Genomic DNA, 13,360 nt, shown 5'->3' with positions numbered 1-13,360 from the left:
ATTATCTTTCACCAGCCTGCCAGCGATGAAACAGAGTTGAACAAAAAACATAAATGTTATTGCTTAATCGGTATTTTGGAAAAGGAGATTTAAGGGAATAGAGTGACATTATTATTAACAAATCTGATGGATGTGCGGTTATGAGTAAGGATCGGTATGAAGCAACGAACACCTTTGTCTATCAGGTTTCTCGCCCGAATGGCGAGCCGTTAGCTGAGCATTTTCGCTTTGTTGAGCAACCTCTGGAACCGCTGGAGGAGGGGGCTGCCTGGGTCAAAAATGTGCATTTTTCAGTCGACCCTTATATGAGAGAGTGCATGGATGGAGACTGGGAACTGAATACGCCGCTGGAAGGCAGAACGATCGGGCAGGTGGTCCAGTCTGCTACCCCGCGTCTTGTGCCGGGTGACTGGGTTTTTCATCGAGAGGGCTGGCGCACCTATGCTCAGGTAAAACCTGATGAGGTCAGAGTAATCCAACCCATTGAGGGCGTGCCTTTACGGGCCTGGCTGAGTGTTTTGGGGGGAACAGGGCTTACCGCCTGGGTGGCGCTAACCCGAATAGTCCAGCTACAGGCTGGGGAATCCATCTTTGCCCTGCATGAAGCATTGCGCCTGTTAAACGCCGAAACTCTTTCTGTTCGCATCATTCGTCATCGCAACAGTTCACGAGGCCTGCAACACGCTTTGCTTCAGCTGGGCTTGGCTCTGGCAGCTCCGGAAGTGACCAGATTAAATGCGGTAGTCGGATTTTTTCTTCCTGCCGGGATAGCCTCTCCAGATCTGATTGAACATCTTCTTGTAGAGCATAAGATTGAGATCTCAGCGTCATTTGGTTCACCGCTGTTACGTATTGGTCAGATGGGTGAACAGTGTCGTGCAGAAAATGTTTTTCGCCTGGTGAATGCATTAGCGCTCACACTTGAAACGCTGGGTCAGCCCGTTGACCGTGTTGCCGCGCTGGAAAGTCTTACCTTATTATCTGAAGGAGCAATGCCACTATGATCAGGACTGCCTTTTTATGGCCGCTCTTTATTCTGGATTTCATATTACATTTCAGCAGAGCACTCACCTTCACGTTTTTCCCTATTTATCTCTCACAGACGCTGCAGTTTAATCCGCTGATGACAGGCTATGCACTGGGAGGCAGTCTGGTGATCGCCACGGTGGCGGGTGTCTGGTGCGGCATGCTGGTTGATCGCTTCACTCCTCAGCGGTCGCTTTTTCTGGCGACGCTCATCTCGGTTATTGTCTATGGCTTATTAACGCGGGCCCAACATTTCATTCAGGTTTTTATTTTACTGGTCATGATTGAGGTCGCCTTCACGACCATGCACCTCGCAGTGAAATCGCTTCTGTCAGGTTTATTGCCTGAGAGCCAACGGGGCGCCGCCTTTTCTGTTACCTATACCCTGATCAATATCGCTTTTTGCAGTGCGCCGGTTCTCGGTATTCTTGCCAGTCACTATGCCGTACATGCGCCGATGTGGCTGTCCGCAGGGTTGAGTTTTATTTCGCTCTGCATACTCAGCTTCTATTACCGACGTTACGATGCGCATCTGCACATCACCTCTCCCGTTAACGGGCCGAAAACCAGCCTCAGGGAGACAGTCAGCGTGTTAATCAGCGATTATCGGTTGCAGCTTTTTACCCTGGGGGGGCTGTTCAGTGCACTGGTCTATGCCCGTTTTGCGACGTATTTATCGCAGTATCTGGGCTATGTGGTCAGCGAGGCAGAAGCGCTGAGGTTAATTACGCTGATTGTCAGTATCAACGCAGCAACGGTCATTCTGTTGCAGTACGTTATTGGCAAAAAGATTACCCGAAAAAATATGGTATTTAGCGTGATGATCGGAACCGGGTTACTGGTGATGGGGTTATATTTCTATCACGTCTCTGAGCTGACCCTGTTCTGGATTGTCGGTACCGTACTTTTTTCATTAGGCGAGGTGGTGCTTGTGCCGTCGGAGTTTCTTTTTATCGACTCTATTGCCAGAGACGATATGAAAGGGGCCTATTTCGGTGTGCAAAATATTGCAATGCTAGGGGGCGGAGCTAACGCGATTCTGTTCGGCTACCTGCTCAATAGTCATCTTATCCCGCCATCCGCCATCTTCTATTTACTGATTCTGTTCGCCCTGCTGGGATGTGCTTTATACCTTACCGGCATTCGCCAGAAAAACAGGGTGGTAACAGCCAGAGGCTCCTGAATCCCGCGTCTGATGTTGTTAAATTAAATGACACGCCACCTGGTGCCCGGGTAACACTTCTCGTAACTCAGGCACTGCCTCGCGGCACTGTGCTTCCGCCCGCGGGCAACGTGACGAGAAGCGGCAGCCGGAGGGAGGCCGTGACGGATCCGGAATCTCCCCCTTAATCACCTCGGGGGGTTCATTTTGCGGGTCGAGCGTTGGTACGGCGGCCAGTAGCGCCTGCGTGTAAGGATGCAGCGGCTGACTGAACAGGGCATCGCGGCTGGCGGTTTCCACCAGTTGCCCGAGATACATCACCGCTACGTCATCGCAAAGATGTTCCACTACACCGAGGTCATGTGAAATAAACAGGAAAGTAACGCCGTGGTTATCACGCAGATCGGAAAACAGGTTGATAATCTGAGCCTGAATGGAGACATCCAGCGCTGAAATTGGCTCGTCGGCGATAATAAAGTCCGGGTTGAGAATCAGTGCCCGGGCAATGCCAATGCGCTGGCGTTGCCCCCCCGAGAACTCGTGTGGGAAACGCGGGTAATGTTGCGGAGCCAGTCCGCAAATCTTCATCACCGCGATCACTCTGTCATATAACTCCGCTCTGGTGCAGAGTTTGTGTGCCAGTAGCGCCTCACCAATGGCATCGCCGATACGCTTACGTGGATTGAGTGAGCTGTAGGGGTCCTGAAACACCAGCTGGATTTTGGGGCGCAGCGCCTGCATTTGCCGCGCCGTCAGCGTCGACAGGTCCTGTCCGTGGTACTTAATCGTACCAGCGGTTTTATCATATAACCCCAGCAATGTCCGACCTACGGTGGTTTTGCCGCTGCCGGATTCGCCGACCAGACCGAAGATGGTGCCCGGGCGGATGTGAAAGCTGACACCGTCAACGGCGCGCAGCTGTCCGGTTTCCTGACCAAACAGGCCATCACGTATCGGGAAGTACTTTTTCAGTGCATCCACTTCAATCATGTACTCATCACTCATGCGAAAGATTCCACTTTTTCACGATGAAAACAGGCGGCCTGCCGCGTTTGCCCCACCAGCGGCGGTATGCCTGTCTGGCAAATTTCGCTGGCGCGTTCGCAGCGATCAAAAAAAGCGCAGAATGCGGGCAGCGCGGCAAGGTCCGGCACCTGACCGGGGATGGAGTAGAGCCGACGTCGCCGCTCGCCGGGAACCGGTCGGGACGCGATCAGCCCCCGGGTATAAGGATGCAGCGGATCACGCAATACCTCTGCGGTGGGGCCATATTCAACAATCCGCCCGGCGTACATCACTGCTACCAGCTCAGCCATACGGGCAATGACGCCCAGATCGTGGGTGATCAGCATCAGTGCCATCTGGCTGGCACGGGCCTGATCGCGCAGCAGACGCAGAATCTGGGCCTGAACGGTGACATCCAGCGCGGTAGTTGGCTCATCAGCGATCAGCAATTTCGGCTGGCAGCTGAGTGCCATCGCAATCATAATGCGTTGCAGCATGCCGCCGGAAAGCTGGTGCGGATAGCTGGTCATCAGACTTCCGGCGCGCGCCAGTCCGACCTGGCTAATCAGCGCGATCGCTTGCTGCCAGGCGGCTTCAGGCGATTCCCCCCGATGGCGAATCAACGGCTCGCACAGCTGCTCGCCAATAGTCAGCACCGGATTCAGGGCACTCATCGGTTCCTGAAAAATCATTGCCAGCTGATTGCCGCGCAGGTCGGCCATCCTGGCAGGATTGAGTGTGAGCAGATCCTGCCCCTGGAAGCGGATGGCTCCGCCATCAATGCGCGCAGCCTGCGGCGGCAACAGTCCCATCAACGACATGGCGGTAACACTTTTGCCGCAGCCGGATTCGCCCACGATACCCAGTGTCTGTCCTGCATAGAGGGTAAAAGAGACCTCCTGCACGGCCTGCACACGGCCATGTTCCGAGGCAAAGGAGACGGATAACTGCTCAAAGGTAATTAGCGGCTGGCTCATTTCAGGCTCCGTTTCATGCGGGGATCGAGCGCATCACGCAAACCATCCCCCAGTACGTTAATGGCAACCACGGTGACAAAGATGGCGATGCCCGGTGGCATCCACAGCCACGGGCGACGCTGGAAGTCGATCAGGCTATTAGCGGCATCCATCATGTTGCCCCATGAGGGGGTTGGCGGGACGACGCCAAGACCAAGGTAGCTCAGCGCAGACTCGCTCAGAATGGCGTTTGCCACCGCCATTGTCGCCATGACCACCAGAATCGGGATGGTATTCGGCAGCAGGTGACCAAACAAACGGCGACGTGAGGACAGGCCCAGCACATGCGTTGCCAGCATAAAATCACGCTCGCGCAGCGAAAGGATTTGTCCGCGCACCAGCCGCGCCAGTTTGGGCCACTCCAGCAGACTCAGCATGATAACCACCATATAGATGCGCGCATCCGCGGAGAAATCGAGCTCTGACAGCATGGCGCCAGCGACAATCAGCAGCGGCAGGCTGGGAATGGTCATGACCAGATCGGCCAGACGCATGATCAGCTTGTCGGTCAGGCCACCCGCGTAGCCCGACACGGCACCAAGCAGATAACCCAGCGTCACCGACAGCAACATCGTCAGCAGGCCAATGGTCAGTGAAATGCGCCCGGCAAGGAGCAGACGGGTGTAGACATCCCGCCCGAGAAAATCAGTTCCCAGCCAGTGCTGCGCCCCTGGCGGTTTGTTGATCATCAGCGCATCTGTGGTGTCATCCTGCCACGGCGACCAGATCGGCCCCAGCACGCACCAGAACGCCATGATAATCAGTAAAACCAGGCACACCATCGCCAGAGGGTTGCGCCGTAATACCCGCCAGGCCTGGCGCCAGGGTGAGGGTGTGGCCTGCGCCAGCGCCGGGATCACCGCGTTGCGCAGGCGGCGTTGCGTGGAAAAAAGTGAACGGACCATCATGACTTCACCCGAATACGTGGGTCAGCCCACGCGTAAAGCACGTCGGCGAGCAGATTGCCAAGGATAGTTAACACTGCCAGAAACAGCGTAAAGCCCATCAGCACCGGATAGTCTCGGGCAGCGAGCGAATCGATGTGAATATGCCCCGCACCCGGCCAGTTGAAGACCTTTTCGGTGATAATGGCACCTGAGAACAGGCCCGGCAGCTCAAAACCAAGCAGGGTAATGATGGGGAGCAGCGCATTGCGTAATGCATGTTTCATGATCACTTTACGTTCGCGCAAACCTTTTGCCCGGGCAGTACGAATAAAATCCATTTTGATGACGTCGAGCATGCTGGCACGAAAATAACGCGTCAGGCTGCCCGCCTGCAGCATCACCAGTGCCAGCACCGGCAACATCAGGTGGGCCGCCACCTGGACAATATAGGCCCAGCCGCTGTCATCACTTCCGGTATTGGTCATGCCGCCGACCGGCAACCAGTGCAGATCTACCGCGAACCATTTGATTAACAGCAGGCAGAGAAAAAAGGTCGGAAAAGACATCGCGGCAAACACCAGCACGCTGACCAGATGATCAAACCACGCGTTGGGTCTGAGTGCAGACGCGATACCGGCGGCCAGGCCGATCCCCCAGTAAAACACCAGGGCGACACTGGCGAGCAGAAATGAATTCCAGACATACTGATTGAGCAGTTGAGTCACAGGGATCTGGTATTGCAGAGAAAACCCTAAATCACCCCTTAACAGCTGGCCAAGCCAGTGCAGATAGCGGGTGAACAGGGGCTGGTCAAGGCCATAAATCGCTTTCAGTTCGGCCGCGCGCGCTGCAGTCAGCGTCACGTTGCCATCGATAAAGTCACCGGGTGTCTTTGCAAATAACATAAAGATGATAAAGGAAGCAAACAGCAGCATGGGCAGGGTGTTCAGCAGCCGCCTCAGGATAAAATTTCGCATGGTATTCTCATATCAGCCGTCAGGCAGTCCTGACGGCTGAACAGCTGGCAAGGTTATTTAACGATTCTGACGTCCGGCAGACTGCCGGTGAGGCCGTTATAAATATCCGGTTTAAAGCCGGTCACGCGGGCGCTACTGGCGGAGAGGATCTGGCGATAGCCGAGCAGAATTACCGGTGGGTCATCTGCCAGCACTTTGTACAGCTGATGGTAAATCGGCTTGCGCTGGGCCACATCCAGCACCGCGTTGCCTTCATTAATCAGTTTATCCACCTGCGGATTGTTATAGCCGGACTCCTTCGCCTCGATGCTGTAGTAATCCCATACCCCGTCATGCGGATCGTTGAGCGTGCTGGTACTAAAGGATGCCAGGTCGTAATTGCCCGCCTTGCGCTGGGCCATCAGGGCGTTGAAGTCCACCACCTGGGGTTTCAGCAGCACACCAATCTGTTTCCAGTTCTCTTTAGCGATCGGGATGAGCGCGTCGTTCAGCACCTTTTTGCTCGCCAGTAAGATCAGTTCAAGACGTTTTCCGTCCTTCACACGAATACCATCGGCTCCGGGTTTCCAGCCCGCCTCATCAAGCAACTTTTTCGCCTGTGCCGGATCGTATTTGTAGGGATTCACGCCATCCGGGTTATACGCCCAGGAGATGGGTGCGATAGGTTCCACGGCAACCTTGCCATACCCCTGGTACACCACATCGATCAGCTTCTGACGATCCAGCCCATAAATCAGTGCCTGACGCACCTTCACATCCTGCAACGCCGGGCGACGAACATTGAACTCGACCTTGCTGTAATCACTGGACCCGTAGAGGTTGATATTGGCAAAGCCGAGCAGTTTCAGCTGTTCAATATCATCCGGTCGTGACGTAAAGGCGTCGTAATCCGTTTCACCGGTCTGGAACAACTGGAAATTGGTTGATGGGTTTGTGACGCGATAAATAAAACGAGGCGTCGGCGGTGTGCCACGATAAAAGTGGCTATTGGCATGAAAGCGAATTTCCTGCCCGGGGATATATTTATCATAGACATAGGGACCATTGCCCAGCGGTTTGCCATGCAGGGTACGCAGATAGTCAAGATTGCCGCGCTGATAGCCTTTGCCGTAATAAGCTTCCGACAGCACCGGCCCGCCAATTTTTGCCAGTGTGGTTGCGCCAGGTTGGGTGGTGGTGATCTGTAGCGTGAGAGGATCAATGACTTTCAGGCCACTGACACTGTCGGCTTTTCCTGCTTTATATTCCGCGCCCCCGGCTATATTCGCGAGGGTGATGTCGGTGTCGCCATCATATTTCGGATCGTACAGGACGGTAAGGGTAAAGGCGACGTCTTTGGCAGTGAGTGGGGAACCGTCGCTGAACGTCAAATCAGGACGCAGCTTGATGGTATAGACTTTGTTATCCGGGCTTACCGTCCAGCTTTTTGCCAGACCCGGCACCAGATTGCCGTGGCTGTCCCAGTCAATCAGGCGTGAAAAAATAACGTTGGTGACATTTTCATCCCAGCCGTTGACAAAAAAGTAAGGGTTAAAAATCCCCTGAGGTTCAGAAATGCCTGCCACCACCGTATCTTTGCGCAGTTTCGCCGCTGCCGGAATCTGGCTGGAATCGGTGGCCGGGGTAATGCCTTCTTTAAGGGCGTCTTCGGCAAACGTCATCGCGCTGAAGGCTGTCAGGCTGCTGAAGAGTGCTATTTTAAGTCTGAACTGAATATTTTGTTTGTTTATTAAACTGACCAAAAGAGATCCCTCAACAATATAATGGCAATGTGCATTTACAAAAACTGAAAATTAATCTCACCCTGATCCGGTGTCTAACAATCAAACGCTATAACAAATAACAAAATGTCCTTATGTTATTTATGGATAAGCTTGGGAGTAATTCTCTTTATTATCAGGATGCGACTCAGATCAATGTTACGGTACGTGGAAAAGTTCAGTCGTCCATGCTGATTTAATGCGTCAGGCTGGAAAGCCGCGATACCGCAATTTGCCGCTGGCTTTCTTCGTGGATGTCATACGGCCCCAACATGCGTGAGATGTGTGAGTTCTGAGCTCCCAGAGACGTAGATCTTCGGGATTGATCAAAAGATAGAGACCAGGAGATTTGGAAAATCAGAATGCTTAAGTGAAAGGTGTCAGACAAAGGGATTTAATATCATTCACAGAAAAGACTCTTACAAAAACTTGTTGAATATGGGTTGTGGGAAATTTGTGCGGATGCCAGACCAGTATCGACTTTGCCATAACTGGCTGATAATCAATCTAAATCAGAAGGCCTTGACTGGCAGGGACAACGGGCGCGCAGCCTGAAAAGGCCCCTGACATGGTGCTCCGTCTTAGTGCAAATGCACATGCCTGGAGTCAGGCTTACGCTCTCCGACGCTACCAGCAACAGGATGGCAGGGGTCGACTTTGACGCCCGGCTTGCGGTGCGTGGCGTGGGCATGGTGGATATCTGTTCGTTGTCCTCACCTTTGCACCGCTGGGATCGCACCGCCCGATATCTGAGACAAGGCCCCGATGATGATCTGTGGCTGGGCTATATGCAGGGAGGATACGGCCAGCTTGAGCAGGGTGGACGCAAGGCGGCGCTGGTGGCGATAGTCTGGTGCTCTACGACGCCGCACAGACTTTCCGTTTCAGTCTGGGTGGACACGATAACCATCTGGTGCGGGTCCCACGACATCTGCTGAGTGGTCGTTTGCCGGGGATTGAAAACCTCACTGCTGTGGTGTTGGATGACCGCCGCCCCGGCGTGATCCCGCTGCGTGAAATGCTGCGTCAGGCGACGGTAATGCCCAGCTATCTGGACAACCCGGAAATTTCTGGTCGTTTCTCCCAGACGCTGCTGGATCTACTGGTGTTGAGTCTGGAATTGCAGGATCCTGACAACGTCAGTGCTGAGCGCGATCTCTATGCCCGCATGATGAATTACATCAGGCGGCAACTTGTCGAGCCTGATTTGAACATCGAAAGTCTGGCACGGGCACACCACGTTTCCGTTCGTACCGTCACGCGCGCTTTCGCCCGCCATAAAAAAACGCCGATGGCAGTGATTTGGCAGGAGAGACTGCGGGCAAGCCGCGAGGCTATCGAACGTGGAAAGGTAAAAAGTGTGTCACAGGCGGCACTGGATTTCGGCTTCTCTGATTTCTCTCATTTCAGCCACGCCTTCCGCAAAGCCTTTGGCGTCTCACCTCGCTCCCTGCTGGCAAAGGTAAAGCAAAGTTTGTGATGCGTTATCTCAACGCCACTCTGGCGCAGCATCTGGCTGATTGCCGCCACCGCGCCGCTGCGCATCCAGGCAGGTTAATGCATTGTGTCGGGGCAACCCGGTGCTGATGATCTCTGAATGCTGAAAAGCAAAAAGCCTGCTCGTAAGCAGGCTTCTTAAATCTGGCTCCTCTGACTGGACTCGAACCAGTGACATACGGATTAACAGTCCGCCGTTCTACCGACTGAACTACAGAGGAATCGTTTGAACGGGGCGCATAGTAACGGCCACGCTGAGCCATGTCAAAGCTCTTTTTCATAAATCTGCGCGACTGCTGAAATAGTCGCCAGTACGGCGTTTAATACACCAGAAGAAGTCCGTCAGACGCTGAACAGGGGTGTCACAGCCCGTGCGGCAGACTGAGGTATTTATGAGGTGTTTTACCGTTCTGCCTCCCTTGCCAGGCGGCACGAGGCGTGGTTTGCCCGGATAGTTTTTTACTGCCGTCACAAAGTTTTCATTACGCCTTTGTCAGCAGTTAAAACGAAACGTAGATTTCATTTCAACCCTGAAATGAATATCCGGAGCTGAAATGAAACAAGTCCGAATCGGCATGATCGGCAGTGGTTATATCGGGCGCTGCCACGCGATTGCTTATGCTCAGGCCCCGACCGTGTTTGCGCTGAAAGGTGAGATCGTGCGGGAGATGCTGGCCGAGGTAAATCCAGAGCTGGCGGCCCGTCAGGCAGCCACCTTTGGCTTTGCGCGTTCCACGGGAGACTGGCGCGAGCTGGTCAGCGATCCCGCCATTGATGTGGTGGATATCTGTGCGCCCAATTTTCTGCACAAAGAGATGGCGCTGGCGGCGATACGCCACGGCAAGCATGTCTACTCAGAAAAACCGCTGTCCTTAAGCGTGGCGGATGCGCAGGAGATGGTAAGCGCTGCGCAGGCGGCAGGGGTGAAAACGCTGGTCGGCTTTAACTATATGAAGAACCCGACCAGCCAGCTGGCGAAAGAGATCATTGCCCGCGGAGAAATTGGCGAGGTGGTCCATTTTTACGGCACGCATAACGAGGATTATCTTGCCAGACCGGAGACACCGCTCGACTGGCACTGCCAGAAAGCACTGGCAGGGCTGGGTGCGCTGGGCGATCTGGCGGCGCATATCGTCAACATGGCGCACTATCTGGTCGGTGATATTGCGGAAGTCAGCGGTGACATGATGACGGTCATCACCGCACGACCCGACCCGAAAGCGCCCGGACGTCAGTTACCGGTGGAAAACGAAGATCAGGCCAGTGCACTGCTGCGCTTCCGCAATGGCGCGCACGGCGTCATTGAAACCTCGCGTATCGCCTGCGGCGCGAAAATGGGCCTGACCTATGTTGTGACCGGAACCAAAGGCACGCTGCGTTACACCCAGGAGCGCATGGCTGAACTTGAGCTTTATCTGCATGACGAGCCCGCCGGGCGACAGGGATTTAAAACGATCCTGACGGGACCCGCCCATCCTGACTATGCGAACTTCTGTGTTTCAGCCGGACATGGCATCGGCTTTAACGACCAGAAAACGGTGGAGGTCCGCGATCTGATTAACGGTATCGCGGCGGACGACCGCATGTGGCCCGATTTTGCCGAAGGGTTACAGGTGCAGAAGGTGCTGGAAGCGATCGCGCACTCTGCTGAGCAGCGGCGCTGGGTGGAAGTGTAACGGCAGATCAGGAAGAGTGTCAGATAAGAAGGGGGCAGGGCGGGAAGAGAGCTTCCCGCCCTTTAAGATCAGATCAGGCCGCTTTTCTCCCACCACAGCTTATCCAGCGCATAGAAGCGATCGCGCTGGCTCTCAGGCTGGTTAAGATCGCGCTTCCACGGCTTGGCCAGTATGTAGTGCAGGTTTTTCACCTCATCGTCCTGCCAGAGCCCGCGGTGCTGAAACGGCAGCGTTTTCAGCGCATTGTAGATATAAGAGAGCGGCTTCCAGCGGTCGGCAAAGATTTCATTCAGCAGGTCCTGCTCCGAGAAAGGATAGGCGCTCAGGTCATCAATGGCGGCGATACGTTTTTCCATCGCCTCAAACACCCCATTATCGGGCTTCAGCACCAGAAAACCGCCGTTGAGGTAGAGATCCACGCTCTGTGGTGCTGTCTCACCGCGGGCCTGCCAGGTGTAGTGGCACTGCTCCGGCTGCCATTCCGGCGGATAGGAGGCGATCTGGTTGGGATTGCAGCGGCAGGCGTGGCAGGCCGCCAGCAGATTATCACCCAGATCCAGGGTAAACAGCTCATCCATGTTCTGCAGCACGAGCATGTCCGCATCCAGAAAAACGACGCGCTCATAGTCCGTCAGTTGCCAGGCGCGCAGCTTGGTCCAGACCTCGCCGAACTGCGCCGAGGCGTAGTGCTGATCCAGATCTTCACGCGGATAGAGTGGCTCAACCGGCTCAATCACGCAGCCTGCATCCTGCAGACGCTGACAGTCCGCCTCAGAAATGGCGGGGGTCGTCATCACCACCAGTGGCCACTGGCTGTGGCTCTGTTGCAGCGAACGGTGCAGCGCTTGTACGCCCACCAGATAATCGGGTTGTGTTAACAGCGTTACCCAGGCAAACATGGCTTTCCTCAGTCAAAAAGTGGCGTGATGTAGTCGTTACCCAGTCGTCCCTGTGGATCGAGCTGGCTGCGCAGGGCGCGGAAGGCGTCCCATTGCGGATAGATCTCACGCCAGTTGTAGCGTTCTTCATCGTAATATTTGCCCCAGTGCGGGCGTCCTCCCTCTTCGGCCAGCAGTTTCTCCACTTCCGTCAGGAAGTGCAGTCCCTCCTGCGACAGCGAACCATCGTCGGCGTAATAGACGACAAAGCCGAAAAAGCAGGTGGGCTGATCGGCGGCCGGACTGAGCCAGGCCGAGGAGGCGCCGGTGCAGCGCAGGATAATCGGGTAGTGCATATGCGGCCGGTTCTCTGCATACCACTGCTTTATCCGGCGGATGATGGCTGGCGTTTTTGCCAGCGGGACGCCGATCTCTACGTTGATCTGTGGCACCGCAATGCCCCGGCAGAAGAGCTGATAGATGTCACCGGTAACATCCGTGAAGTCGCGAAAACGGGTCACGGTGCGAAACTGCTTGCCGCCTTTACCCTGAATCTGGGTATCGCGGTGCATGTGCGCCAGGGTCTGATCGATCGTCTCGTTCAGACTGTCATCCGCTTCGCCCTCATGTTCCACCACTTTGCGCCCCTGCTGCTCATAGCGCTGGCGCTCCTCCTCGCTGGCTTCATGGGCGTTCCAGACGTGCATCAGATTGTCGTCAACGAACCACCAGGCTTTGCTGAGAGGGTAGTCGTTGTTCCAGCGCAGCAGATCCTCTTCCAGCGTATCGGCAGAGACCGCGTTCTTATGGCAGGTGAAGATGCGGTATGGCCCGGTGCGCAGCGTCACGGCGGTGACAATACCCAGCGCCCCCAGAGAGACCTGAGCTGCCGGGAAATCCGCGTCTCCCCGGACAAACTCGCGCACGCTGCCGTCGGCCAGCACCATGCGGATGGCCAGTGCTTCATCGGCAATCGAACTCTGCTGCAATCCCTGGCCGTGCGTGCCGGTGGCCATCGCCCCTGCCAGGGTCTGAATGGCAATCACACCCGGCGACGACGCCAGCATGCGGTTCATGCGGGTCAGGGTGCGATAAACCTGTTCCAGCGGGGTGGCACCCCCGAAGGTCACGCTATCCTCATCGCTGGCGAGCTGACCGCTGAGCGCGCTGAGGTCGAGCAGTAAATCATCTTCACTGACGTGCAGCATCCGTCCGGGGGAGAGCTTGCTGCCGATGACCCGAATCTGGCCGCGTGACTCCCGGATAAGCGTCTGTAATTCCGCTTCGCTGGCGGGGCGCTGAACCTGATGACGGCTGCCGATTTTAGCGTTCTGCGCCCAGTTCCAGAGCGCATCATCATCGGGTTCAACATGAGTCTGGCGAAGCGGATAGAGGCGTGCGTCTCTGCTCACAACAGCGTTCCTTTTATAGCAATTTAATGACGAATGTTTACTAAGCGTAGACCATGAGTAAGCG

At 55.2% G+C, this 13,360-nt stretch carries 10 protein-coding genes, 1 tRNA gene and 1 pseudogene; 4 read left to right on the top strand and 8 right to left on the bottom strand.

From position 1 onward, the window contains the following. Positions 1-140 precede the first annotated feature (140 nt). Both FJW00_RS20900 and FJW00_RS20895 read left to right on the top strand, forming a co-directional pair. Positions 141-1,004 carry a hypothetical protein gene (locus FJW00_RS20900; protein ID WP_140925565.1) on the top strand — a complete coding sequence of 288 codons (864 nt, stop codon included), beginning with the start codon at positions 141-143 and terminating at the stop codon, positions 1,002-1,004. Beyond that, positions 1,001-2,209: an MFS transporter gene (locus FJW00_RS20895; protein ID WP_140925564.1), complete on the top strand. Its 1,209-nt coding sequence runs from the start codon at positions 1,001-1,003 to the stop codon at positions 2,207-2,209. The genes FJW00_RS20900 and FJW00_RS20895 overlap by 4 nt, the downstream gene beginning before the upstream one ends. Before the next feature lie 18 nt (positions 2,210-2,227). Here FJW00_RS20895 and FJW00_RS20890 read toward each other — a convergent pair whose 3' ends face one another. From FJW00_RS20890 to FJW00_RS20870, 5 genes are read right to left on the bottom strand one after another with little or no spacing between them, the layout of a single operon-like run. Beyond that, positions 2,228-3,193 carry an ABC transporter ATP-binding protein gene (locus tag FJW00_RS20890; RefSeq protein WP_140925563.1) on the bottom strand — a complete coding sequence of 322 codons (966 nt, stop codon included), beginning with the start codon at positions 3,191-3,193 and terminating at the stop codon, positions 2,228-2,230. Then, the gene (locus FJW00_RS20885) at positions 3,190-4,170 is read right to left on the bottom strand and encodes an ABC transporter ATP-binding protein (protein WP_140925562.1); all 981 of its coding nucleotides are present in this window, start codon (positions 4,168-4,170) and stop codon (positions 3,190-3,192) included. The genes FJW00_RS20890 and FJW00_RS20885 overlap by 4 nt, the downstream gene beginning before the upstream one ends. Then, complete coding sequence (opp4C, locus tag FJW00_RS20880; RefSeq protein WP_181405400.1) at positions 4,167-5,114, bottom strand: oligopeptide ABC transporter permease; 948 nt, start codon at positions 5,112-5,114, stop codon at positions 4,167-4,169. Before opp4C ends, FJW00_RS20885 begins: the two co-directional genes overlap by 4 nt. Beyond that, positions 5,114-6,073 (bottom strand): ABC transporter permease, encoded by a 960-nt coding sequence (locus FJW00_RS20875; protein ID WP_140925560.1) that lies wholly within the window; start codon positions 6,071-6,073, stop codon positions 5,114-5,116. Before FJW00_RS20875 ends, opp4C begins: the two co-directional genes overlap by 1 nt. Positions 6,074-6,126: 53 nt before the next feature. After that, positions 6,127-7,734 carry an ABC transporter substrate-binding protein gene (locus tag FJW00_RS20870; RefSeq protein ID WP_258317058.1) on the bottom strand — a complete coding sequence of 536 codons (1,608 nt, stop codon included), beginning with the start codon at positions 7,732-7,734 and terminating at the stop codon, positions 6,127-6,129. A gap of 683 nt (positions 7,735-8,417) precedes the next feature. Between FJW00_RS20870 and FJW00_RS20865 the strand changes: the two are divergent. Continuing rightward, a pseudogene (locus FJW00_RS20865) lies at positions 8,418-9,313 on the top strand (AraC family transcriptional regulator). A 162-nt stretch (positions 9,314-9,475) separates the two neighbouring features. On the opposite strand, the gene FJW00_RS20860 reads toward FJW00_RS20865, so the two are convergent. After that, a tRNA-Asn gene (locus FJW00_RS20860) sits at positions 9,476-9,551 on the bottom strand. Between the two features lie 333 nt (positions 9,552-9,884). On the opposite strand from FJW00_RS20860, the gene FJW00_RS20855 reads away from it, so the two are divergent. Further along, entirely contained in the window at positions 9,885-11,006 is a 1,122-nt protein-coding gene (locus FJW00_RS20855; RefSeq protein WP_046102163.1) for a Gfo/Idh/MocA family protein, read from the top strand. 68 nt (positions 11,007-11,074) lie between these two features. On the opposite strand, the gene FJW00_RS20850 is transcribed toward FJW00_RS20855, so the two are convergent. Together FJW00_RS20850 and FJW00_RS20845 are read right to left on the bottom strand one after the other, a co-directional pair. After that, entirely contained in the window at positions 11,075-11,905 is an 831-nt protein-coding gene (locus tag FJW00_RS20850; protein WP_140925558.1) for a glycosyltransferase family 8 protein, read from the bottom strand. Between the two features lie 8 nt (positions 11,906-11,913). Next, positions 11,914-13,296: a D-arabinono-1,4-lactone oxidase gene (locus FJW00_RS20845; RefSeq protein WP_140925557.1), complete on the bottom strand. Its 1,383-nt coding sequence runs from the start codon at positions 13,294-13,296 to the stop codon at positions 11,914-11,916. Positions 13,297-13,360 lie beyond the last annotated feature (64 nt).

The organism is Pantoea anthophila (genome assembly GCF_006494375.1).
Classification (GTDB): Bacteria; Pseudomonadota; Gammaproteobacteria; order Enterobacterales; family Enterobacteriaceae; genus Pantoea; species Pantoea anthophila.
Note: the sequence above shows the minus strand (reverse complement) of the source record. Positions and strands in the feature narration are given on the sequence as shown.